Source organism: Paraburkholderia monticola (assembly GCF_001580545.1).
Classification (GTDB): domain Bacteria; phylum Pseudomonadota; class Gammaproteobacteria; order Burkholderiales; family Burkholderiaceae; genus Paraburkholderia; species Paraburkholderia monticola.
Map to the genome: position 1 here is coordinate 264,737 of NZ_LRBG01000022.1, position 22,568 is coordinate 287,304.

Consider the following 22,568-nt stretch of genomic DNA (forward strand, 5'->3'; position numbering starts at 1 on the left):
GTGAGTTGTATTCTGGAGAATCGAATGAAAATCGCAAAGAACACCGTCGTGTCGGTCGCTTACAAGCTGTCGGATGCGCAAGGCAATCTGATCGAGGAAAGCGAAGAGCCGATGGTCTATCTGCACGGCGGCTATGATGGCACGTTCCCCAAGATCGAGGAAGAGCTCGACGGCCACGAGGCCGGCTTCGAGACCCAGATCCAGCTCGAACCGCAAGACGCGTTCGGTGAGTACGATCCGGAGCTCGTGAAGATCGAGCCGCGCGATCGCTTCCCGGAACCGTTGGAAGTCGGCATGCAGTTCGAAGGCACGCCGGAAGATGGCGACGAGGAAATCGATGCGCTGGTGTACGTGGTGACCGACGTCGCGGAAGACAAGGTTGTGCTCGACGGCAATCATCCGCTCGCCGGCATGGCGCTGCGTTTCGCCTTGACCGTGAAAGACGTGCGTCCGGCTACTGAAGACGAAATCGAACACGAGCACGCGCACGGCGCGGACGGCCTCGAAATCCTCGACGACGATGAGGACGAGGACGAAGACAACTCAAAACCGACCCTGCACTGAGCTTGCGGGCATGCGCGGTGTCGTCGCGGGGGCGGACGGCACCGATGCCGGCAACACAGGTGACGCCGGCAGGATCGACCCCGGCGGCATCGAGATCGCGGGCCCGTAGTCGCCGCCACCCTGGTCGGACGGGATCCGCGGCTGCTGGTTCTGCGGCTCGCCTGGCGTCTGTAATACTGGCGGCGCTTCCGACGCCGGCCCAAAACCTTCCACATTCGGCATCTCCGGCGCACCCGGCATCGACGCGCCTGTTTCGTCGCGCGGCGTTACGGGCGGCAAGACTGGCGGCGTGGCGGGCAGCGGCATCTGCCTGGGCACGTCGCGCACGCTGACCCTGAACGGCGGCTTCCGGCCGAAATCCGCTTCAATCTGAATCCATTGGTTAAGACGATCACGCGGCGCGAATGCGATGCGCGTGAGATTCGTCACGACCATGCCCTTGTCGTTGCGTAGCGGCTGATCGATGACGAAGCCGCCTGCCGCTCGTTCGTCGTCGGCATGAACAACGACCACAGGTCCGGGAAAAATCTGCGCGAGCTTGACGAGACTGCGCTTGAATTCGAGAAAGCCGTCGCGGCGCGAGCTGCGCGCGAAGTGTAGCCACGCGAACCGCTCGGGCCGCTCGTAGCGTTCCGGGTCGAAATCACCCTGAATGAACACGACGATCGCGCGTGCGTTCCGGCGCTTCGCGTATTCGGCCGCGTGTTCGAGCCAGAATGCGTTGGCGATCACGCGATCCTCGAACTCGCCGTTGCGGCCGCCCGCGCTCAGATAGTGATTGTTCGGGCCCGGCGCGTTCAGGCCGATGAAGACGATGTCGCCGCCTTTGTCGTTCGCCATCCAGCGTACGTTTTCGCGGTACGGACGAAAGCGCGACACTTCGCTTTCGCGGGTCAACGCGATCGGGTTCTGCCCCATCGATGTCGGATCGGCGAACAGCGTTTGCCGCAGTTGATCCAGCCGCTCGACCGGATCGAAGCCGCCGGCTTCGACCGTGCCGCAATCGACCCAGTCGTGCTGACCCGGGATGAAGAAGAGCGCGGTTCGCGAACTGTCGAGCAGGGCGTGGCGACGCTCGAACAGCGCGTCGCGGCAAGCTTCCTTCGACCCCTTCAGATTGCCGTCGTAAACGATGAAGCGCACCTCGCGCTCGCGGCCGATCGCTTCGAGCAGCCGTTGCGTGGCGGCTTCGTCGGCGGGGCTGTGCATCGTGTCGGAGATCACTGCGAACGCGAAGCGCGAGGCTTCGGCGTGCGCCGGCGCGCTCCACACGCACGCTGCCGCGAGCGCGTGGAGCAACGCCGCGAGAACTTCCCGCGGGCGCGGCGGGCGCCTCGGTGTGTCAGTGGTTCGCATCCGGCGCAACGGCCAGTTCATGCAGTTCGTACAGCAGATCGAGTGCTTCGCGCGGCCGCAGATCGTTCGGGTCGATGCCGCGCAAGCGCTCGACGAGGGTCTGCATCGCGGGCGACGCGGGTGCCGCGTTGGCATCGAATTCGTTGTCGTCGTCCGCGTCTTCGACGAGCATCGGCGCCGGCGCGGCAAACAGATCGAGTTGCGGCGCGGGCTGCGCGGCCGATTGCTGCTCCAGATGCGCGAGATGCTTGCGCGCCGCGCGGATCACCGCGTTCGGCACGCCGGCAAGCTGCGCGACCTGCAGACCGTAGCTCTGGTTGGCCGGCCCTTCGTCGACCGCGTGCAGGAACACGATGCCGTGCCCATGCTCGACCGCCGACAGATGCACGTTGGCCGCGTGCGGAAACTCCGCGGGCAGTTGCGTCAGCTCGAAGTAGTGCGTCGCGAACAGCGTGTAGCAACCGTTGTGCGCGAGCAGATGACGCGCGATCGCCCACGCGAGCGCGAGGCCGTCGAACGTCGACGTGCCGCGGCCGATCTCGTCCATCAACACGAGACTTTGCGGGGTTGCGTCGTTGAGGATCGCGGCGGCTTCGGTCATCTCGACCATGAAGGTCGAGCGGCCGCCGGCGAGGTCGTCGGCTGCGCCGATGCGGGTGAAGATGCGGTCGAGCGGCCCGAAGGCCGCGCGCCGCGCCGGCACGTAGCTGCCCACGTACGCGAGCAGCGCGATCAGCGCGGTCTGGCGCATGAAGGTCGACTTACCGCCCATGTTCGGACCGGTGATCAGCAGCAGCTTGCGCTCGGTCGCGAGCGTGCAGTCGTTGGCGATGAACTGCTCGACCTGTGCCTCGACGACCGGATGACGACCTTGCTCGATGTCGATACCGGCGTCTGCCGAGAACGTCGGCGCGACCCAGTCGAGCGCACGTGCGCGTTCGCCGAACGCGGCCAGCAGATCGAGTTCGGCGAGCGCCGACGCGACGCGCTGACAGTCGGGAATAAACGGCAGCAACGATTGCAGCAACGCGTCGTATAGCGCGCGTTCGCGCGCGAGTGCGCGTTCCTGCGCGGACAGCGCCTTGTCCTCGAAAGTCTTCAGCTCAGGCGTGATATAGCGCTCGGCGTTCTTCAGCGTTTGGCGGCGGCGATAGTCGTCGGGCACCTTGTCGGTCTGGCCGCGCGTGACTTCGATATAGAAGCCGTGCACCTTGTTGTATTCGACACGCAGATTGTTGATGCCGGTGCGTGCGCGTTCGCGTGTTTCGAGGTCGATCAGGAACTGTCCGCAGTTCTCCGAAATATCGCGCAGTTCGTCGAGCTCGGCGTCATATCCACGCGCGATGACGCCGCCGTCGCGCACCATCGCGGCCGGCTCCTGCGCGACCGCGAGCTTCAGCAGATCGACGCACGCTGCCGGCGGTTCGAGCGCCGCGTCGATGCGCGCGAGCGAATCCGCGTTCGATGCAATGTCAGTGAGCTGCGCGCGCAACGCGGGCAGCGCGATGAAGGTATCGCGCAGGCTCGACAGATCGCGCGGCCGCGCCGACAGCAGCGCGAGACGTCCGGTGATGCGTTCGATGTCCGAAATCTGTCGCAACGCCTGGCGCAGGGTATCGAGATCGGCGCCCGGCGGCGCGTCGAGCAGCGCACCGATGGCCTGTTGACGCGTCTGCGCCACCGCCGAATCGCGCGGCGGATGATGCAGCCAGTGACGCAGCAGGCGGCTGCCCATCGTCGTGCAGCAGGTGTCGAGCAGCGAGCAAAGGGTCGGCGATTCGGTTCCGCGCAGCGTCTCCGTGAGTTCGAGGTTGCGACGCGTGGCCGGATCGAGGCCGATGTATTCGGATTCGTATTCGACCTTCAGGCTGCGCACGTGACGCAACTGCTGGCCTTGCGTGGACGCTGCGTACAGCAGCAACGCGCCGGCCGCGCCGCAAGCGCAGCTGAGCGAATGCGCGCCGAAGCCGTCGAGGCTCGCGACTTCGAGCTGATCGCACAGGCGTTTCGTGCCCGATGTGATATCGAAGTGCCAGCCCGGCACGCGCGTGAGCGCGCTGGCGTTGACGGGAGGAGTCCAACTGGTCGAATCCGCGGTGGCATCGGCGACCAGAATTTCGGCGGGACGGATGCGCTCCAGAGCGGCGGCGACCTGATCGGGCGCGACTTCGGCGAGGCGCAGCGCGCCGCTTGCGAGGTTCAGCCACGCGAGACCGACGCTCGTCGCGACACCCCGGCGATTGTGCGCGACGCACAGCGCGAGCAGATAGACGTCGCTCTTGTCGGACAGCAGCGCGGCGTCGGTCAGCGTGCCCGGTGTGACCACGCGCATTACTTTGCGCTCGACCGGGCCTTTCGAGGTGGCCGGGTCGCCGATCTGTTCGCAGATCGCGACCGATTCGCCGAGCTTCACGAGCTTGGCCAGATACTGTTCGACCGCGTGATGTGGCACCCCGGCCATCTTGATCGGATTGCCCGCCGACGCGCCGCGCTGCGTGAGCGTCAGATCCAGCAGGCGCGCGGCTTTTTCCGCGTCGTCGAAAAAGAGTTCGTAGAAGTCGCCCATCCGGTAGAACACCAGCGTGCCCGGATGCTCTGCCTTGATGCGCAGGTACTGCTGCATCATCGGCGTGTGTTGTGCGACGTCGTTGGCCGCTGCGGTTTGAATGCCCATCCTTCGTGTCTTCTTGCGGTAGATGCTCAGGGCGTGAGTTTAACCCGCCGGCGCGGCGAGCGGACCCTGGCCGAACGGACGATGCCCCATACAAAAACCGTATGGCAGCATGATTGAACCGATCGCGGCCCGCGTATCGCGCCGCAGCGGCACGTCAGACCTGTCGAGCCGCGCCTCGTGCTGTCATTACCGGAGCACTGTGATGCATTTATTCCTCGATCATCGCCCGCAGGTCCACCCTGCGTTCGTTCGCGGCGCTGCGGCGTTTCGCGAGCCACATCAGCAGCGTGATGAAGCTGCCGAACACGACGATGATCCACTGCGCCGGCATTTTCGCGGTGAGCAGCATCGCGTACACGCCGAGCATCAGCAGCACGGCGAGATTCTGGTTGAAATTCTGCACGGCGATCGAGTGGCCGGCCGACAGCAGGGTCGCGCCGCGATGCTGCAGGATCGCGTTCATCGGCACGATGAAAAAGCCGGACAATGCGCCGAGCACGATCATCAGCGGGTAAGCGAGCAGGATGTAGTAGGGCGCGACGTGCGTGCCGAAGCGCAGGCCGGCGCCCGGCGGGAACAGGTCCTTGTTGTAGAAGGCCATCGCGATCGCCACCAGGCCCGTCAGCACGCCGACCGGCAACACCTTCAGCGATTTGCGCAGCGGAATCAGCGCGGCCGCGCCCGCCGCGCCGATCGCGATGCCCAAGCCGGTCACCCCCTGCATCACGGCCGCCTTCGACAGCGACAGCCCGAGGTTCATGTTCGCCCATTTGAGCACCAGCAACTGCATCGTCACGGCGGCGCCCCACATCAGCGTGGTTACCCACAGCGCGATCTGCGCGAGCTTGTCGGCCCACAGCACGCGGAAGCAGTGATGGAAATCGCCGACCAGTTTCTTTGGCTCGGTCAGCCGGTTCGGATAGCGCGCTCCGGTATCCGGAATGAAGACGTTGATCACAGCGGCGATCGCATAGGTGAGCATCACCGCGCTCATGGCGAGGTCGGCGGCGGAGCGGATCAGCGGTACATGCACGCGCGTGACGAAATGCCCGACCACAGTGCTGATCAACGCACCGCCCAGCATCGTGCCGACGATCGTCGAGAGCACCGTCGCCGATTCGAGCCATGCGTTCGCCTGCACGAGCTTTTCGGCGGGCAGCAGCTCGGTGAGGATGCCGTACTTGGCGGGCGAATACGCGGCCGCGCCGAAGCCCACCACGCCGTAAGCAATCATGGGGTGAACGCCGAGGATCATCATCAGGCAACCGCTTGCCTTCAGCGCGTTGGAGATGAACATCACGTGGCGCTTTTGCAGCGCATCGGCGAACGCGCCGACGAACGGCGCGAGCAGCACGTACGAGATCGTGAAGAATATCTGCAGCAGCGGCGTGACCCACGCGGCCGACCGAATCACGGAAAGCAGAGCGATTGCTGCGATCAACAGCGCATTGTCAGCCAGCGACGAAACGAACTGCGCCGCGATGATGGTGTGGAAGCCTTTTTTCATGAGGCAGGGAAGAGACCGCGCGCGGGGCGGGAGTCCGACAGGTCAAGGCAGCGTGAAGCAGGGAGCGGTCCTGGCGGAGTCCTGCTGCCGTCATTCCCAGCGTTGTAGCACGAAGCCTCGCGAACTGCAGCGCCGTCAACAAAAAAGCGGCCGAAGCCGCTTTTCTGTCCAACCGTTACGCGTTGCCGCGAACTGGCCGCGGCGGCGCACCTCAAGCCGACTGCTGACGCGTGCGGCTGTAGCGCGACAAAATCGGAATCATCTGCGCGTAGACCTTCGGATTGCCCGCGACGATTTCGCCGACGTGGAGGAAATCCGAATCACCGGTGTAGTTGCCGACCAGACCGCCGGCTTCGGTGATCAGCAGGCTGCCCGCCGCGACGTCCCATGGGCTCAGGCCCTGCTCGAAGAAGCCGTCCATGCGGCCGGCCGCGACGTAGGCCAGATCGAGCGCGGCGGCGCCGGGGCGGCGCAGGCCCGCGCAGGCTTCGGTCATCTCGGCGAACTGGCGGCCGTACGCTTCGAGGTTGTCCTGGTCGCGGAACGGGAAACCCGTGCCGATCAGGCAGTCGGCGAGGCGGTCACGTTTGGCGACGCGCAGGCGGCGATCGTTGAGGAACGCACCGCGGCCGCGCGAAGCGGTGAACAGGTCGTTGTGGTTCGGATCGTAGACGACGGCCTGCGTGATGACGCCCTTGTGCGCGAGCGCGATCGACACGCAGTAGTACGGGAAGCCGTGGATGAAGTTGGTGGTGCCGTCGAGCGGATCGATGATCCACTGATATTCGGAATCGTGGTCCGACTTGCCCGATTCTTCGGCGAGGATGGCGTGATCGGGATAGGCGGTCTTCAGCGTATCGATGATCGCCGCTTCAGACGCTTTGTCGACCTCCGTGACGAAATCGTTGTGCTGCTTCTTGCTGACCTGGATCAGGTCGAGATCGAGCGATGCGCGATTGATGATCTGCGCTGCGCGGCGGGCGGCCTTCACAGCGATATTGAGCATGGGATGCATAAACTGATCCTTGTGCCGGGGCAGCACGGCTGCCGGCTGGTAAATAAGCGCGAAACCTGCGCTGACGGGCGCCGCAACGACGCAAAAATAGCACGGAACGCCGCCCCGGATATCACAGCGGAGCGCATTCCGTCGACGGAGACGAATTGAATAAGAACGGTGCGGCCGGTTCGGCAGAAGCCTCGGGCAAATGCCGGCGCCGGACGCGAAGAGCGGTATTTTACCTGAGTCCGGGCGCGCCCGCGCAGGTGCTCGCGCCTGTGCCTGCGCCTCTCCTCGATTCGGCAGCGGCGCCCGTTGGCGCTACCATACGCGTCTTGAGTTCCTGGACAGGCGAGTTTCATCGTGGATCACACCCACCATTCTTCCGACCCCGCCGTGGCTGAATTGCGCGGTGGCTTCACGTCGACGCGCTTCGTGCTCGTCGAGCCCAGCCATCCGGGCAATGTCGGCGCCGCGGCGCGCGCGCTGAAAACCATGGGCTTTTCACGGCTCGTGCTCGTGTCGCCGCGCGTGCCGAACGTGCAGAACGACCCCGAGGCGATCGCAATGGCGAGCGGCGCCGACGACGTGCTCGCCTCCGCGCACGTGGTGCCAACGCTCGCCGATGCCCTGACCGGCGTGCACTGGTCGATTGCGCTGACCGCGCGGCTGCGCGAATACGGTCCGCCGCAATGGACGCCGCGCGCGGCGGCCGCCGCCGCGCAGGAAGAGGCGGTGCACGGCGAGATCGCGCTGGTGTTCGGCAACGAGCGCACGGGTCTGTCGAACGATGATGTCGAGCGATGCAGCGCGATCGCGCACATTCCGGCCAATCCCGCCTACAGCTCGCTCAACCTCGCGCAGGCCGTGCAGGTGCTCGCCTACGAACTGCGCACCGCCTATCTCGGCGCAGCTGAAGCGACCGATGGCGTGCCAGCCGCGGGAGCCGGCGCGGCGCCGGCCGAATCGGCCGGCACGCGCGCACAGATGGCTGCCAGCGACGAGATCGAGAGCATGTTCGTGCATCTCGAAAGCGCGCTGGTCGCGCTCGAGTTTCTCGATCCGGCCAATCCGAAGAAGCTGATGTCACGGCTGCGACGTCTCTTCGCGCGCTCGGGGCTCGAGCGCGAGGAGGTCAACATCGTGCGCGGCATCGCCAAGCACATCTTGCTCAAGACGAAGCGCAACGACTGACGGTCCATCGACCAGTCCGGTGCGGCGCAGCTGATGCGCCGCCTTCGTCTGACGACAACCTTGCAGGCGACGGGGGCTTCCGGCAGCTTTTGCGCAATCGCCCTACAATCCACGAAACGTCAGAAGCAAAGCCGCCGCCGTGCTAAGCGGCGGCGTTGCCGTCATGCGTGGCGCGCAAGGTGGAAGCTCGCAGAAACACGCGGCGCGGCTCCGCGCACGCAGACGGTTTTTTCTCCTCCCACAACACAGTCCCTGCCATGTTCACGAGACTTCGCGAAGATATCGCCACGATCCGCGAGCGCGATCCCGCCGCCCGCAGCGCATGGGAAGTGCTCACGTGTTATCCCGGGCTGCACGCGCTCGTGCTGCATCGGCTCGCGCATGCGTGCTGGCGCGCGAAGCGCCGCTGGCTCGCGCGTTTCGTCTCGCAGATGGCGCGCTTCATGACAGGTATCGAGATCCATCCCGGCGCGACGCTCGGGCGGCGCGTGTTCATCGATCACGGCATGGGCGTCGTGATCGGCGAGACTGCGCAAATCGGCGACGACTGCACGATCTACCAGGGCGTGACGCTTGGCGGCACGTCGCTCACGCGTGGCGCGAAGCGGCATCCGACGCTCGAGCGTGGCGTGATCGTGGGGGCGGGCGCGAAGGTGCTCGGCGGCTTCACGGTCGGCGCGGACGCAAAAATCGGCTCGAACGCGGTCGTGACGAAGCCGGTGCCCGCGCGCGGCACGGCGGTCGGCAATCCGGCTCGGATCATCGTGCCGGCGGCGTCGGTCGTCGCCGCCGCGAGTGGTGCGCAGGCCGCGTCGAACCAGACGAAGCGTGGTAGCGACGTCAGCGCATTCTGCGCGTACGGCATCACGCCCAATGCCGACGATCCGGTGTCGCTCGCGATTCACGGCCTGATCGATCATGCGGCGACGCAGGCGCGGCGTATCGATGAAATCGTCGATGCGCTCGAACGGCTCGGCACGAGCCTCGAAGGGCTCCAGGGCGCCGATGCCGCGTTGCTCGATTTGCGGCGGTTGTCGGCGGCGATCGCCGGGAAGGTGGAAGGGGTGGCGGCCGAACGCTAGGTCTCGGCGCGACGGCAGCGCAACGCGTGAGCCGTGCCGCGCCCCACTGCGTCAATCGAGCGGCAAAGCCCGAATCCCGTCCGCGTCGATCTTCAGATAACCGCCACGGTGCTCGCCGTGGTCGAGATCCCAGTCGGGGAGAACCCAACGCGTGCCACCGGGCTCGCGATGCCGCGCGGGTAGATGCGTATGCCCGTGAATGATCGTCGCCGTCTTCGATGTTTTGAACAGCGCGGCGACACCTTGCGGGGTCACGTTGTACTTGATCGATATGGGCCGCGTGCGGCCATGCTCGCCTTTCGAACGCATGTTTTCGGCGAGCTTGCGGCGCCAGCGAAACGGCCACGCGAGAAACAGCGTCTGCGCGAGTCGATTGCGCGCGAACCGCCTGAACAGCTGATAGCCGCGATCCGCGGTGCACAGACCATCGCCATGCGCGAGCGCGATGCGCGTGCCGAACGCGGTGATCACGAACGGGTCCGGCAACCAGATCGCCCCGGCCGCCTTCATGAAGCGCTTGCCCAGCAGAAAGTCGCGATTGCCGTGCATGATGTAGAGCGCGATGCCGCGCTCGGACAGCGTGTGCAGCAACGCCGCGATGCGCGCGACGAACGGCTCGGCGAGCATGTCATCGCCGACCCAGTACTCGAACAGATCGCCGAGGATGAACACCGAATCGGCCGCTTCGGCGTTCACGCGGATGAAATGCTCGAACGCGGCGACCGTGCGCGGAATCGCCTCGCTCAGATGCAGATCGGAGAGGAAGAAAAAAGGGCGCGCGGCGTGCGGGCGTTGGCCCTCGCCAGGCACGCCCGCGGCGACGCTTCGCAGCGGCGTCTCTTGCAGCATTGAAGGTGCCTGATGTCAGTTCAAACGAGTCGACGCCCGCATGAGGCGCGACTCACTCACGGCTTAGCCGACGACGACAGCCTTCTCGATCACGACGTCATCGACCGGAACGTCCTGATGGAAACCCTTCGAGCCGGTCTTGACCTTCTTGATCTTCTCGACCACGTCCATGCCTTCGACGACCTTGCCGAACACCGCGTAGCCCCAGCCTTGCGGCGTCGGCGACGAGTGGTTCAGGAAGTCGTTGTCGTTCACGTTGATGAAGAATTGCGCGGTCGCCGAATGCGGGTCGTTGGTACGCGCCATGGCGATCGAGCCGTTCTCGTTCTTCAGGCCGTTGTTCGCTTCGTTGGTGATCGGCTCGGCCGTCGGCTTCTGCTTCATGCCGGGTTCGAAGCCGCCGCCCTGGATCATGAAGCCGTCGATCACGCGGTGAAACACCGTGTTGTCGTAGTGGCCGGCCTTCACGTAGTTCAGGAAGTTCTCGACCGACTTCGGCGCCTTTTCGGCGTTCAGTTCGAGTTTGATGACGCCGTGGTTCGTATGCAGTTCAACCATGATGGAATCCTTGGATGTTCAGGTGGATAAAAGGCGCGGCGCGTCGTCATGCACTGACGACAGGCCGCGCCGGGGCGTAGGTTGCGCTCCGGGCTGCGGCCGCGCGGGTTTGCTCGCTCGTTCGGCTCGCTGGTTCGTTGTTATTTGCTCACCACCGTCGCCGACTCGATCACGATCGGCTTTTGCGGCACATCGCTCATCGCGCCGCGCGTGGTGGTCGGCTTGGCTTCGATGCGCTTCACGACGTCCATGCCGCTCGTGACCTTGCCGAACACCGCATAGCCGTTGCCGTCCGGATTCGGGTAGTCGAGATTGGCATTGTCCACCGTGTTGATGAAGAACTGCGCGGTGGCCGAATTCGGGTCCCCGGCGCGCGCCATCGCGATCGTGCCCGTGGTGTTCTTCAGACCGGTGCGGCTCTCGAGCGGAATCGGCGCGCGCGTCGGCTTCTCGACGAAGCTCTGCGTATAGCCGCCACCCTGAATCATGAAGCCCGGAATGACACGATGAAAGATCGTGCCGCTATATTGGCCGGCTTTCACATAGTCGAGGAAATTCGCGACCGTCTTTGGCGCTTTCTCGGGATACAACTCGACGCGGATGTCACCCTCCGACGTTTTGAACAGCACGGACGGATGAGCGGCCAGCGAACCGGACTGCGCAAAGGCGGGTGCGTTTGCGATCAGGGCGGCGCTGCCGAGCGCCAACATCAACCATTTCATGAAAATCCTCGGGGTTGGAGAAAACGTGCGGCGGGTGATGAGCTCGGCGCTCAGCGCGACGGCGCCATGTACGGCGGCATCGCGAGCGAGCCGTTCGGGCCGCCGAACTGGAAGCTCGGGCTGTCAATGATGTTCGACGTGGGGTGCGCGACGGGCTCGGGCTGCGCGGCGGGTGCCGAGGCGGCGGCAGCGGGCTTCGCCGGCGACACGATTTTCTGGATGTCCGCGAGACGCTGCGCGGTCCTCGGGGTTGCCCTGCCGAGGCTTTGCGCGCGACGATACGAGGCATCGGCGAGACGCAGATAGAGGTCGCCGAGATTCTCGAACGCGAGGCTGTAGTTCGGGTTGACCTGGGTGGCCGTCTCCAGCGCGGCGCGTGCTTCGGCGAGGCGGCCTTGGCGTGCCAGCAGCGTCGCGAGGTTGTTGTACGGCTCGGGCAACTCGGGATAAAGCTGGGTGAGTTCGGTGAAAGCGGCGATGGCATCGTCGTCGCGATTCAGATGCGTGAGCACGTTCGCGCGTTTGAACTTCGCCTGCGCGTCGCGCGGATTCGTGGCGATATGCGCATCGAGTTGGGTCAGCGCGACCTGCCAGTTTTTCTGCGCGATCGACGCGTCGATTTCGGGCGTGTTATCACGCACGGCCGGGCCTTGCGGCATCGCCGCGGCCTTCTGTGCATAGACGCTCGCGACCGGCACGACGGCAAGCGCGGCGACCACGGTGACGCGCCACGCAATAGTGCGCGCCGCTTCGAAAGTGACGCTGCCGAGAACGCCGCCAAACGCAGTCGCGGCGAGGGTCGCAGCGCTGCGCGCGCGGCCGCTGGAGTGTTTCATAGGCTCAGGTCTGGATGTTATACTCCGAGCCATTCTAACAAAAGGTCTGCGCGTTCCGTCGAACCGTCGACTGTCTTTTCGCCACTCGTGGCCGTCTCCGCCTGGTTCGCAGCCTCGTCTGCAGCCTGATCGCCGCACGCGGTGCGCCGGTTTCAGCTGTATGCGACGCACCCGTAGTCCTGTTGGTTTCGCGGGTCGCGGCGCGCCTGAAGCACAATGCGGACTTCTTTCGGCTCACGCACCGTTCTCTATGGATTCTCTGCGCATCTACAACACGCTCGCGCGTGACAAACAAACATTCGTGCCGCTGCGCGAAGGGGTCGTGCGGATGTACGTCTGCGGGATGACCGTGTACGACTATTGTCACGTCGGTCATGCGCGGGTGATGGTCGTGTTCGATATCGTGCAGCGCTGGCTGCGCACGCTCGGTTACAACGTGACCTACGTGCGCAACATTACCGATATCGACGACAAGATCATCAAGCGCGCGGTCGAGAACGGGGAAACCATCAAATCGCTGACGGATCGCTTCATCGCCGCGCTGCATGAAGACGCGGACGCGCTCGGCATCGCGCGTCCGGATATCGAGCCGCGTGCGACCGACTTCATTCCGCAAATGCTCGGCATGATCGAGGCGCTCGAGAACAACGGCTACGCCTATCAGGCGAGCGACGGCGACGTCAACTACGCGGTTCGCAAATTCGAAGGCTACGGCAAGCTGTCGGGCAAGTCGCTCGAAGACCTGCGCGCGGGCGAACGCGTCGCGGCCAACGACGCCAAGCAGGATCCGCTCGACTTCGTGCTGTGGAAGCAGTCGAAGCCCGAGGAGCCGGCCGACACCGGCTGGGATTCGAAGTACGGACGCGGTCGCCCCGGCTGGCATATCGAATGCTCAGCGATGGGCTGCACGCTGCTCGGTGAACAGTTTGACATTCATGGCGGCGGCCAGGACCTGCAGTTTCCGCACCACGAAAACGAGATCGCGCAAAGTGAGGCCGCGACCGGACAAACATTCGTCAATTACTGGATGCACAACGGCTACGTACAGATCGACAATGAGAAGATGTCGAAGTCGTTGAACAATTTTTTTACGATTCGCGAAGTGCTCGCGCAGTACGATGCAGAGGTGGTGCGTTTCTTCATCGCGCGCGCGCATTACCGCTCGCCGCTGAACTACAGTGACGTGCATATCGACGACGCGCGCAATGCACTCGGGCGTTTGTATACCGCATTGAAAGATGTCACGCCCGATAGCGCCGCGCTCGACTGGAACGAAGCGCACGCGCAGCGTTTTCGGGCGGCGATGAACGACGACTTCAACACGCCGGTGGCCGTGTCGGTGCTGTTCGAACTGGCCACCGAAGTGAACCGCACGCGCGACCCTGCGCTGGCCCGTCAATTGCGCGCGCTTGGCGCCGTGCTCGGGCTGCTGGGACGCGAGCCACGTGCATATCTGCAGCAGGCAGCGGGTGCTGCAGCCGAAGGCGCGCTCGAGCCCGCCGCGATTGAAGCGAAGATCGCAGCGCGCATCGCCGCCAAGCAGGCCAAGGACTATGCGGCAGCAGACCGGATCCGGGCGGAATTGCTCGATGCCGGCGTTGCCCTTGAAGACAAACCCGGCGGGTTGACCGAGTGGCGGCGCGTGTGAGCGCACCTCGTACTTCCCTCTGATCGACTCGCCAGGCAGGAGGCAGGATGGCAACGGCCACGAAGACGCCGGCTAAACGCGCGGCGTCTCAAACCAGTGCGTCAGCCGCAGCATCGGCAGGCGCGGCTAAGTCGACGCGTGCGTCGACTCGCGCGGGCGGCGGCGCGGTAGCGAAAGCGTCGTCGAAAGCGGGTGGGGCGGCGGCGAAAGCCGGCTCGGCCGCAACGAAGGGCGCGCGCAAGCGCCCGGTCAATGGCGCGGGCGGCGCGCTCACTGAAGGCGCGCATGCGAGCGTGAAACGCGCGAAAACCACGTCGCGCGCGAAGACCAATGGGGCCTTGCCGGCCGATCTCGTCAGCGACGTGCAGGAACTCGCGCGCGACACGAACGCGGGCGAAGTCGTGCGCAAGACACGTGTGTCGGCTGCTTCGGCCAGCACGGCCAGTGCGAGCGGCGAAGCCGCAGGCGTCACATCGCTCGCGAACGAAGTCGCGGTGCCGGTGCAGATCGGCGGTCTTGCGCCCGAAGTCACCCGTCCCGCGTATTGGGACAAGGCGTGCGCGGACCTCGTCAAGCGCGATCGCATTCTGAAGAAGCTGATTCCGAAGTTCGGCCCCGTGCATCTGCTGAGCCGTGGCGATCCGTTCGTCACGCTCGCGCGCTCGGTGGTCGGGCAGCAGATTTCGGTCGCGTCCGCGCAGGCGGTGTGGGCGAGGGTCGAGGCCGCGTGTCCGAAGCTCGTACCGCAGCAGTTCATCAAGCTCGGCCTCGAGAAATTGACCGCGTGCGGGTTGTCGAAACGCAAGGCCGAGTACGTACTCGATCTCGCGCAGCATTTCGTGTCGGGCGCGTTGCACGTCGGCACATGGACCTCGATGGACGACGAGGCGGTGATCGCCGAACTCACGCAGATTCGCGGCATCGGCCGCTGGACCGCGGAGATGTTCCTGATCTTCAACCTGTCGCGTCCCGACGTGCTGCCGCTCGACGACCTCGGCCTGATCCGCGCGATCAGCGTCAACTATTTCAGCGGCGAGCCGGTCACGCGCAGCGAAGCGCGCGAGGTCGCCGCGAACTGGGAGCCGTGGCGCACCGTCGCGACGTGGTACATGTGGCGTAGTCTCGATCCGTTGCCGGTCGACTACTGAGAGAGCAGCAAACTCGCAGAAAACGAAGCTGTTTCGGAAACTATCGCTTTTTCAGGGTCGATAGTTGAGAAAAGGTTTTGACATCGGCGCGCGCGGTTAGAATACGCGCTGCCCGGTAAGTCCAAGGATTACAACCAATGAAGACCACCTTTCTGGATTTCGAACAGCCGATCGCTGAACTCGAAGCGAAGATCGAAGAATTGCGCTTCGTGCAGGATGATTCGGCCGTCGATATTTCGGAAGAGATCGAGCGGCTGTCCAAGAAGAGCCAGCAGCTCACCAAAGATCTGTATGCGAACCTCACGCCGTGGCAGGTTTCGCAAATCGCCCGTCATCCGCAGCGTCCCTACACGTTCGACTACGTGAGCGAGCTGTTCACCGACTTCCATGAACTGCATGGCGACCGCAGCTTCGCGGACGATCTGTCGATCGTCGGCGGTCTCGCGCGATTCAACGGTCAGGCGTGCATGGTGATCGGTCATCAGAAGGGGCGCGACACCAAGGAGCGCGCGCTGCGCAACTTCGGCATGCCGCGTCCGGAAGGCTATCGCAAGGCCGAGCGTCTGATGCGCCTCGCCGAGAAATTCGGCCTGCCGATCTTCACGTTCATCGACACGCCGGGCGCGTACCCGGGCATCGGCGCGGAAGAGCGCGGCCAGTCCGAAGCGATCGGTCGCAATCTGTACGTGATGGCCGAGCTGAAGACGCCGCTGATCGCGACGATCATCGGCGAGGGCGGCTCGGGCGGCGCGCTCGCGATCGCAGTGGGCGACAGCGTGCTGATGCTGCAGTTCTCGACCTACTCGGTGATTTCGCCGGAAGGCTGCGCGTCGATCCTGTGGAAGAGCGCCGCGAAGGCGCCGGAAGCGGCCGAAGCGCTCGGCCTGACCGCGCATCGTCTGAAGGCGCTCGGCCTGATCGACAAGATCGTCAACGAGCCGCTCGGCGGTGCGCATCGCGATCCGAAGGGCATGGCCGCGATGCTGCGCCGTGCGCTCGCCGATTCGTTGCGCCAGTTCCAGGGCATGAGCATCAACGACCTGCGCGAACGCCGTTTCGAACGGCTGATGGCGTACGGCAAATTCAAGGAAACGACGCCGGGGGCATAAGCCCGCGCGCGTTGGCCTGCCTCTTTCGTCCAGCGGCGCTTTCCGCGCTAACGACGTGACCACTACCGCCGACTCATTCGCCGAGCGCCTCGTGATCGAGGCGCTCGGCGTGGCGCTGTCCGGACTCGATCCGCACGCGCGTATTGCGCTCGCGTTCAGCGGCGGCGTCGATTCGAGTGTGCTGCTCGATGCGGCGGTGCGCGTTGCGGGTGCGTCGCGTTGTATCGCGCTGCATGTGCATCATGGTTTGAGTCCGCATGCCGATGCGTGGCTCGCGCATTGCGAGGCATTCGCGCGCGAGCGTGGCGTCGAGTTCGACGCGCGACGCGTGGAAGTGTCGCGCGCGCCGGGCGTGAGCATCGAGGCCGCGGCGCGCGACGCGCGTTATCGCGCGCTCGACGCGATGTGCGAAACGCACGGTACTCGTTCGCTTTGGCTCGCGCAGCATGCGGACGACCAGGCCGAGACCGTGCTGCTGCAACTGTTGCGCGGCGCCGGTCTTGCGGGTCTCGCGGCGATGGCGCCCGAGTTCCTCTCGGCGGGGGCGTCGGCGACACGCGTGCGGCCACTCCTGCATCTGCTGCGCGCGCAGCTCGAACACTACGCGAGTGTGCGCAAGCTGCGCTGGATCGACGACGAATCGAACGCGGACACGCGTTACGCACGCAATGCGTTGCGTCATCAAGTGATGCCGGCGCTCGCAGTGCATTTCCCCGGCTTTCGCGATGCGCTCGCGCGCACGGCCGCGCATGCGGCTTCGGCGCAGCGATTGCTCGACACGCTCGCGCGTGCCGATATGGAGTGCGCATCGCGCGATGAAGGACGCGCGCTCGCGCACGACGCACTGCTCGCACTCGACGACGATCGCGCGCTGAATCTGCTGCGCTACTGGATGCGCACGCTCGGCTTCGTCGCGGCGTCGAGCGCGCGTATCGCCGATGCGTTGCGGCAGTTGCGCGAGGTCGGCGCGGGGCAGGACGGACATCGTCTGCGTATCGATCACGCTGGCCATGCGTTGCGCAGCTATCGCGGCCTCGTCTACTGGGAAGCGGGCGAGAGCAGCGAGCCTGCCGACGAAACCGCGCTCGTCGAGCGCGAGATCAGCGAACTCGTGTGGCAAGGGCAAGAGGTCTGGCATGTGCCGCAATGGCGCGGCACGTTCGTGTTCGCGGTCGTCGCGTCGGACGTTGCTTTCGGTGACGCCGGCGCGACGCACGAAGCGAGCGAGGCGGAACGTGGCGAGGCATTCGACACCATTCCCGTCAGCGTCCTGCAACGGGCATCGTTGAGCGTACGGGCGCGCCGCGGCGGCGAGCGCATGCGTATCGGCGCGCCGAACGCGCCGAGCCGCACGCTGAAGAATCTGTTTCAGGAGCGCGCTATTCCCGCATGGAAGCGCGACGTGCCGCTGCTTTACGTCGGCGACGAGTTGCTGTTCGTGCCGCTGATCGGCATGAATCGCGCGGCTGCGCGCGATTCATCCCCGGATGGCGAAGCGCGCGTGAGAATCGTCTGGCGCGAGGATCTGCTGATCGCTTGATCGGCCGCTCGGCGGCGCGCGCCACCCGAGCGCGCAATGGTCGAAATCGTGAAATAGGGCGCTAATCCACGGTAAAACAGGCCATTGCAGGCCCGATTTGACGGATTTGAACGTTCGCTGTGTCTTGTCTTTTTGCGCCTAATCGGGTAATTTAGCTTGTTTGCCCGACCCGATTTCGCCGTCGCTTTTGTCGCTATCGGTCGTTAGTGTCGGCTGGCGAGCGTGATCCGTCGTCACCGTTGCATTCCGATCAGTCATTTGCGATCTCATCCCGGGCAAATCCGCGCGTGCTGCACGCGTGCTGCATCTACGCCGCCACACACTTTGCCGCCGTTCACGAGACGTTGCGCCCCTGTGCTTTCTGTGCGGTCGTCTCCAGCGCGCCAGCGCGGTTTCTCTTCCAGTTCAGAACGACAATGGCACTCATCGTACATAAATACGGCGGCACCTCGATGGGCTCGGTCGAGCGCATCAAGAACGTCGCCAGGCGCGTCGCGAAATGGCACAAGGCTGGCCACCAGATGGTCGTCGTGCCCTCGGCAATGTCGGGCGAAACCAATCGCCTGCTTGGCCTCGCGAAAGAAATCACGACTCAACCGAGCCCGCGTGAGCTCGACATGATCGCCGCCACCGGCGAGCAGGTCAGCTCGGGTCTGCTCGCGATCGCGCTGCAGGAAGCCGGCGTCGACGCGGTCAGCTACACAGGCTGGCAAGTGCCGGTCAAAACGGATAGCGCGTTCACGAAAGCGCGCATCAGCGACATCGATGGCGAGCGCGTCTTGCGCGACCTCGCGGCCGGCAAGGTGGTCGTGATCACCGGCTTCCAGGGTATCGACCCGGATGGCAACATCACGACGCTGGGCCGCGGTGGCTCGGACACATCGGCAGTCGCGGTTGCGGCGGGGCTGAAGGCCGACGAGTGCCTGATCTACACGGACGTCGACGGTGTGTACACGACGGACCCGCGCGTCGTCGAAGAAGCGCGCCGGCTCGACCGCGTGACGTTCGAAGAAATGCTGGAAATGGCCAGCCTGGGTTCGAAGGTGCTGCAGATCCGCTCGGTGGAGTTCGCCGGCAAATATCAGGTGAAGACGCGCGTGCTGTCGAGCCTGACCGATCCGCTGATGCCGCTCGATCAAGAAATGAAGTCGGGCACCCTGATTACTTTTGAAGAAGACGAGACCATGGAAAAAGCAGTCATCTCGGGCATCGCGTTCCAGCGCGACGAAGCTCGTATCGCCGTGATGGGTGTGCCCGACAAGCCGGGCATCGCGTATCAGATTCTCGGCCCGGTGGCGGACGCGAATATCGACGTCGACATGATCATCCAGAACCAGAGCGTCGAGGGCAAGACGGCGTTCACGTTCACGGTCGGCCGCGGCGACTATGCGCGTGCCATGGAGATCCTCACGGGCACGGTGAAGGCGCACGTGCAGGCCGAGCAGGTGCTGGGCGACCCGAAGGTGTCGAAGGTGTCGGTGGTTGGCGTGGGCATGCGCTCGCACGTCGGCATCGCGAGCAAGATGTTCCGCACGCTGTCGGAAGAGGGCATCAACATCCAGATGATCTCGACCTCCGAAATCAAGATTTCGGTGCTGATCGATGAGAAGTACATGGAGCTCGCAGTGCGCGCGCTGCATAAGGCCTTCGAACTCGATCAGGCGTAAATGGCGTAAATGGCGGCAAAAACGGGGCGCATGAGTGCGCCCCGTTTGTTTTGTGGCGTTCCTGTGAACGAATTGCGTCGCGAGGCGCCACGTTGGCACAAAAAATGTTCTTCAGACATTGACCTTATCGGCTCGGCCCGCTATTATCTTGGCTTCTTCGCACTGACTCCCTGTGCGAGAGAAAGTTTGGGAGACGTGGCCGAGAGGTCGAAGGCACTCCCCTGCTAAGGGAGCATCTGGGCCAAAACCTGGATCGAGGGTTCGAATCCCTCCGTCTCCGCCAGCAATGGTGGCGAAACCCCGCAGAGTCTAGGCTCTGCGGGGTTTTTGTTTTTCCGCGAGGTTTTCTGCGGGCGCGCTGCCGGCTATGCGCGGCGACGCGTTGTGCCTACGCCCCACACTTATCCTGCACGCGTGTCCAAGGCGCCCGCTGCGCTGGCATTGCGTCGCTTTTCTCAGCGGTCCATCTGGCCGCGACGCGGCTGCCGGTAACTTCTTTCCACGTTCCCAAATTTATTAAGATACGATACAGAACGAATTTAATATTAAAAAGCAATGTGCATTGGGTCTGCGCGTCAATAAAATTCGGCCTGACATTGACGTTTATTGACAAATATTTCGATATTCTTCTATTTCAAATTTCGACGGGCGCTGTCCACAATACGCCCTGATAAGGCGTTGCGCACGGTCAGTCGCCGCCCGCATTCACGCTATCCGCGCAAGTAAATATAAGTCACGGTTGATGCTGAATGCGTAAATTCATCTCGAATTTAAGTCAGTCAGTCAGGCAGGGTCCTTTTGTCTATTCTAACGAGTGTGATTTTTATGAATGGAGGGGCGCCAAGATTTTTCGCAGGGGTTTGAAGAATCGGTTGGTAGAGCTGTAGTGGTGATCGATAACCATCGTTTGGAGGTGGGTTTTGTTTACTAAGATTGCTATCGCGGACGGAAATTCTATTCTGCGAATAGGAATGCGATGTGTTTTAGGCGCTCAGGGCGGCTTGAGGGTGGTCGGCGAGGCAGAAGACTCCACGGCAATCGTCGAATTGCTTCAGGAAAAAGAGGTCGACGTGCTGCTGAGCGATTTCGAGATCCCCGGGGAGATGTACAGGGACGGCAGCGCCCTGATGGCACTGTTGCGCCGAACCTATCCGTCCACCAAGGTCATCTTCGTCACCACGCTCACCAATCCTTTGCTATTGAGAGCTGTAGTCAAATCGCGGGCACATGGGGTACTGCTGAAAAACGACTCGCCGGAAGAAGTGATTAGCGCGGTGCGTTCCGTTTCTCGTGGTCAATTCTATATCGCACCTTCAGTGCGGCGTATTACCGGTATCAGCGATTGCGAAGAATTCGACGCAATGAAAGTCGGACATCTGTCGGTACGCGAAGGAGAAGTGCTGCGCTTATATGTTAGCGGCATGAGCATCAGCGAAATCGCGGCATTGAGTCATCGCAGCCTGCAAACCGTCAGTACCCAACGCAAGCAGGGGATGAAAAAACTCGGCCTTACTAACGACCGTGAGTTGTTCGAATACATGCTGCCCTCGCGGAGCTAGCTGTCTCGGCCTATGGCTGACTCAAACTGTTCATCTGGGTGGCTTGGATTAAGTTGCTCATAAAAATAATAGTATGGATGCGAACTGATTTAGGATGGATCTTGAATTCCTATTCAGACCATCTTTAATTCGATGTTGCAGTTGACAGGGAACAAAATGAAAACGGCGCATTCACTCGCATGTGCGGGAGTCGTGGCGGCGATTGGCATTGTGTCGGCCGCGTTCGCTGCCGACAGCACGATCACCTTCAACGGCAACATCACGGCGCAGACCTGAACGATCAGCGGCAACCGCGTCGTTTAGAACGCGTGCCGCAACCCCACCATGCCGACGAACTGCGACGGACCCGACGAGGGCGTCGTGTTCTGCGAGTCGCCGACCACCGCGACCGCGTCGGCGATGCTCACACCGCTGCCCGACGCGATCAGCGACTTGCCGCCCGCGTGCTGATAGGCTTCGAGCGCGTACAGCGTGGTGCGCGTCGAGAGGTTATAGGTTTGTTCGAGCGAGATCTGGTGATAGTGCGCCGGATCGGTGATGCCGTTCGCCTGACTCGCTTGCGTAAAGCTATATCCGCCGCCGAAGGTCACGCTCGGCGTGATTCGGTACGTCGCAATCGCGCCGTACGTGTTGAACACGGCCTTGTCGAAGAACAGCGACCCGTGGCCCGGCGCGTACTGCACGTTCGAGTAGTTGAGGCCAACCATCAGATCGTGCCACGTATAGCGGCCCGCCGCGGCGAACAGCTGCGCGCTGCGCGCGCTCGCATAGCCGTTGTTGACCGGCGAGTTGATCGCGAAGCTGCCGAGCGCCGCGCTCGTTGCGATGTCCTTCAGTTTCACGTAGCCGGCCGCGATCGACACCGGCTGGAAGTCGTAGCGCAGCGCCGCGCTGAACAGGCTGCCGTTCGCGACGCTGCCGGGCACGCCGCCGAGGCCGTACTGCGCGCTTGCCTGCAGACCCGCGATGGTCGGCGATAGATAGGTTACCGAATTATTGAAGCGCAGCGTCGTGTCGAGGGCGTCGACATCGCCCGGGTGCGCGCCGGTCGCGCCGGTCAGCACGCCGGTCGGCCCGAGTGCGCCGACCATATTGAAGTAGGGCGTGTACTGGCGGCCGAGCGTGACCGTGCCGTAGCGGTCGTTCGCGAGTCCGACATAGGCCTGGCGGTTGAACAGATAACCCGCGGTGCTTTGCGCGCCGGTCAGTGAATTGAAGCCGCTCTCCAGCCGGAAGATCGCCTTCGTGCCACCGCCGAGATCTTCCGAGCCGAGGAAGCCGAACTTGCTCGCCTGCAGGTTGCCCTGGCTCATGTAGAAGTTCGAATGCCCCTTCTGGTTGCTGGAATAGGCGAACGCGTTGTCGACGACACCGTACAGCGTGACGCTGCTTTGCGCCGATGCGCTGGTCGACAACGCGGCGCCCGCAAACGGCAGGCAGCAGAGGGCTAACGCGCGGGCGAGCGCGCGCGGGGTGGTCTTCATGGGGATGTCTCCAGACTGAGTGCACGGCCTGATCCCTCAGGCCCGTGCGGTTTGTTGTTCAGTGCCTAGTCGTG

19 protein-coding genes and 1 tRNA gene are annotated in these 22,568 nt (G+C 63.8%); 10 read left to right on the forward strand and 10 right to left on the reverse strand.

What is annotated here, in order from left to right; translation table 11 throughout:
- The first annotated feature begins 24 nt into the window (after window positions 1–24).
- A complete protein-coding gene (locus CI15_RS18050) occupies window positions 25–564 on the forward strand; it encodes an FKBP-type peptidyl-prolyl cis-trans isomerase (protein ID WP_062129659.1) in 540 nt (179 codons plus the stop codon).
- On the opposite strand, the gene CI15_RS18055 is transcribed toward CI15_RS18050, so the two are convergent.
- The 4 genes from CI15_RS18055 to CI15_RS18070 form a co-directional block, all read right to left on the reverse strand.
- The gene (locus tag CI15_RS18055) at window positions 544–1,920 is read right to left on the reverse strand and encodes a hypothetical protein (RefSeq protein WP_174543240.1); all 1,377 of its coding nucleotides are present in this window, start codon (window positions 1,918–1,920) and stop codon (window positions 544–546) included. The two genes, CI15_RS18050 and CI15_RS18055, sit on opposite strands and share 21 nt — an antisense overlap.
- Window positions 1,907–4,594, reverse strand: a complete 2,688-nt coding sequence (mutS, locus tag CI15_RS18060; protein ID WP_062129661.1) for a DNA mismatch repair protein MutS — start codon at window positions 4,592–4,594, stop codon at window positions 1,907–1,909. Before mutS ends, CI15_RS18055 begins: the two co-directional genes overlap by 14 nt.
- Before the next feature lie 208 nt (window positions 4,595–4,802).
- Window positions 4,803–6,101 carry a lysophospholipid transporter LplT gene (gene lplT / locus CI15_RS18065; protein ID WP_062129662.1) on the reverse strand — a complete coding sequence of 433 codons (1,299 nt, stop codon included), beginning with the start codon at window positions 6,099–6,101 and terminating at the stop codon, window positions 4,803–4,805.
- 211 nt (window positions 6,102–6,312) lie between these two features.
- Window positions 6,313–7,116 (reverse strand): inositol monophosphatase family protein, encoded by an 804-nt coding sequence (locus CI15_RS18070; protein WP_062129663.1) that lies wholly within the window; start codon window positions 7,114–7,116, stop codon window positions 6,313–6,315.
- 345 nt (window positions 7,117–7,461) lie between these two features.
- Here CI15_RS18070 and CI15_RS18075 point away from each other — a divergent pair, with 345 nt between their 5' ends.
- A complete protein-coding gene (locus tag CI15_RS18075) occupies window positions 7,462–8,292 on the forward strand; it encodes an RNA methyltransferase (RefSeq protein WP_062129664.1) in 831 nt (276 codons plus the stop codon).
- Window positions 8,293–8,549: 257 nt separating this feature from the next.
- The gene (gene cysE, locus CI15_RS18080) at window positions 8,550–9,374 is read left to right on the forward strand and encodes a serine O-acetyltransferase (protein WP_062129665.1); all 825 of its coding nucleotides are present in this window, start codon (window positions 8,550–8,552) and stop codon (window positions 9,372–9,374) included.
- A gap of 51 nt (window positions 9,375–9,425) precedes the next feature.
- Here cysE and CI15_RS18085 read toward each other — a convergent pair whose 3' ends face one another.
- The 4 genes from CI15_RS18085 to CI15_RS18100 all read right to left on the reverse strand — a co-directional run bounded on the left by CI15_RS18085 (window position 9,426) and on the right by CI15_RS18100 (window position 12,339).
- A complete protein-coding gene (locus CI15_RS18085; protein ID WP_062129666.1) occupies window positions 9,426–10,223 on the reverse strand; it encodes a UDP-2,3-diacylglucosamine diphosphatase in 798 nt (265 codons plus the stop codon).
- Between the two features lie 63 nt (window positions 10,224–10,286).
- Window positions 10,287–10,781, reverse strand: coding sequence for a peptidylprolyl isomerase (locus CI15_RS18090; protein ID WP_013089755.1), 495 nt, complete (start codon window positions 10,779–10,781; stop codon window positions 10,287–10,289).
- Between the two features lie 140 nt (window positions 10,782–10,921).
- Window positions 10,922–11,503, reverse strand: a complete 582-nt coding sequence (locus CI15_RS18095; protein ID WP_062129667.1) for a peptidylprolyl isomerase — start codon at window positions 11,501–11,503, stop codon at window positions 10,922–10,924.
- 50 nt (window positions 11,504–11,553) lie between these two features.
- On the reverse strand, window positions 11,554–12,339 hold the full coding sequence (locus CI15_RS18100) for a tetratricopeptide repeat protein (protein WP_062129668.1): 786 nt from the start codon (window positions 12,337–12,339) through the stop codon (window positions 11,554–11,556).
- A gap of 250 nt (window positions 12,340–12,589) precedes the next feature.
- On the opposite strand from CI15_RS18100, the gene cysS reads away from it, so the two are divergent.
- The 7 genes from cysS (at window position 12,590) to CI15_RS18135 (ending at window position 21,010) form a co-directional block, all read left to right on the forward strand.
- The gene (gene cysS / locus CI15_RS18105) at window positions 12,590–13,987 is read left to right on the forward strand and encodes a cysteine--tRNA ligase (RefSeq protein ID WP_062129669.1); all 1,398 of its coding nucleotides are present in this window, start codon (window positions 12,590–12,592) and stop codon (window positions 13,985–13,987) included.
- Window positions 13,988–14,034: 47 nt separating this feature from the next.
- Entirely contained in the window at window positions 14,035–15,135 is a 1,101-nt protein-coding gene (locus CI15_RS18110; protein WP_062129670.1) for a DNA-3-methyladenine glycosylase family protein, read from the forward strand.
- A 137-nt stretch (window positions 15,136–15,272) separates the two neighbouring features.
- Entirely contained in the window at window positions 15,273–16,244 is a 972-nt protein-coding gene (locus CI15_RS18115; protein WP_062129671.1) for an acetyl-CoA carboxylase carboxyltransferase subunit alpha, read from the forward strand.
- 55 nt (window positions 16,245–16,299) lie between these two features.
- Entirely contained in the window at window positions 16,300–17,784 is a 1,485-nt protein-coding gene (gene tilS, locus CI15_RS18120) for a tRNA lysidine(34) synthetase TilS (protein ID WP_062129672.1), read from the forward strand.
- Window positions 17,785–18,200: 416 nt separating this feature from the next.
- Entirely contained in the window at window positions 18,201–19,451 is a 1,251-nt protein-coding gene (locus CI15_RS18125) for an aspartate kinase (RefSeq protein ID WP_062129673.1), read from the forward strand.
- Window positions 19,452–19,640: 189 nt separating this feature from the next.
- Window positions 19,641–19,734: transfer RNA gene (locus CI15_RS18130), tRNA-Ser, on the forward strand.
- Between the two features lie 637 nt (window positions 19,735–20,371).
- Window positions 20,372–21,010: a response regulator gene (locus CI15_RS18135; RefSeq protein WP_075643719.1), complete on the forward strand. Its 639-nt coding sequence runs from the start codon at window positions 20,372–20,374 to the stop codon at window positions 21,008–21,010.
- 113 nt (window positions 21,011–21,123) lie between these two features.
- Here CI15_RS18135 and CI15_RS36965 read toward each other — a convergent pair whose 3' ends face one another.
- Both CI15_RS36965 and CI15_RS18140 read right to left on the reverse strand, forming a co-directional pair.
- Window positions 21,124–21,300 carry a hypothetical protein gene (locus tag CI15_RS36965; RefSeq protein WP_161950040.1) on the reverse strand — a complete coding sequence of 59 codons (177 nt, stop codon included), beginning with the start codon at window positions 21,298–21,300 and terminating at the stop codon, window positions 21,124–21,126.
- A 9-nt stretch (window positions 21,301–21,309) separates the two neighbouring features.
- Complete coding sequence (locus tag CI15_RS18140; protein WP_062129675.1) at window positions 21,310–22,494, reverse strand: porin; 1,185 nt, start codon at window positions 22,492–22,494, stop codon at window positions 21,310–21,312.
- Window positions 22,495–22,568 lie beyond the last annotated feature (74 nt).

Coding starts and splice junctions, on each gene's coding strand:
- CI15_RS18050 (WP_062129659.1), top strand. CDS start 25: ATGAAAATCGCAAAGAACACCGTCGTGTCGGTCGCTTACAAGCTGTCG.
- CI15_RS18055 (WP_174543240.1), bottom strand. CDS start 1,920: ATGCGAACCACTGACACACCGAGGCGCCCGCCGCGCCCGCGGGAAGTT.
- mutS (WP_062129661.1), bottom strand. CDS start 4,594: ATGGGCATTCAAACCGCAGCGGCCAACGACGTCGCACAACACACGCCG.
- lplT (WP_062129662.1), bottom strand. CDS start 6,101: ATGAAAAAAGGCTTCCACACCATCATCGCGGCGCAGTTCGTTTCGTCG.
- CI15_RS18070 (WP_062129663.1), bottom strand. CDS start 7,116: ATGCATCCCATGCTCAATATCGCTGTGAAGGCCGCCCGCCGCGCAGCG.
- cysE (WP_062129665.1), top strand. CDS start 8,550: ATGTTCACGAGACTTCGCGAAGATATCGCCACGATCCGCGAGCGCGAT.
- CI15_RS18085 (WP_062129666.1), bottom strand. CDS start 10,223: ATGCTGCAAGAGACGCCGCTGCGAAGCGTCGCCGCGGGCGTGCCTGGC.
- CI15_RS18090 (WP_013089755.1), bottom strand. CDS start 10,781: ATGGTTGAACTGCATACGAACCACGGCGTCATCAAACTCGAACTGAAC.
- CI15_RS18095 (WP_062129667.1), bottom strand. CDS start 11,503: ATGAAATGGTTGATGTTGGCGCTCGGCAGCGCCGCCCTGATCGCAAAC.
- CI15_RS18100 (WP_062129668.1), bottom strand. CDS start 12,339: ATGAAACACTCCAGCGGCCGCGCGCGCAGCGCTGCGACCCTCGCCGCG.
- cysS (WP_062129669.1), top strand. CDS start 12,590: ATGGATTCTCTGCGCATCTACAACACGCTCGCGCGTGACAAACAAACA.
- CI15_RS18110 (WP_062129670.1), top strand. CDS start 14,035: ATGGCAACGGCCACGAAGACGCCGGCTAAACGCGCGGCGTCTCAAACC.
- CI15_RS18115 (WP_062129671.1), top strand. CDS start 15,273: ATGAAGACCACCTTTCTGGATTTCGAACAGCCGATCGCTGAACTCGAA.
- CI15_RS18125 (WP_062129673.1), top strand. CDS start 18,201: ATGGCACTCATCGTACATAAATACGGCGGCACCTCGATGGGCTCGGTC.
- CI15_RS18140 (WP_062129675.1), bottom strand. CDS start 22,494: ATGAAGACCACCCCGCGCGCGCTCGCCCGCGCGTTAGCCCTCTGCTGC.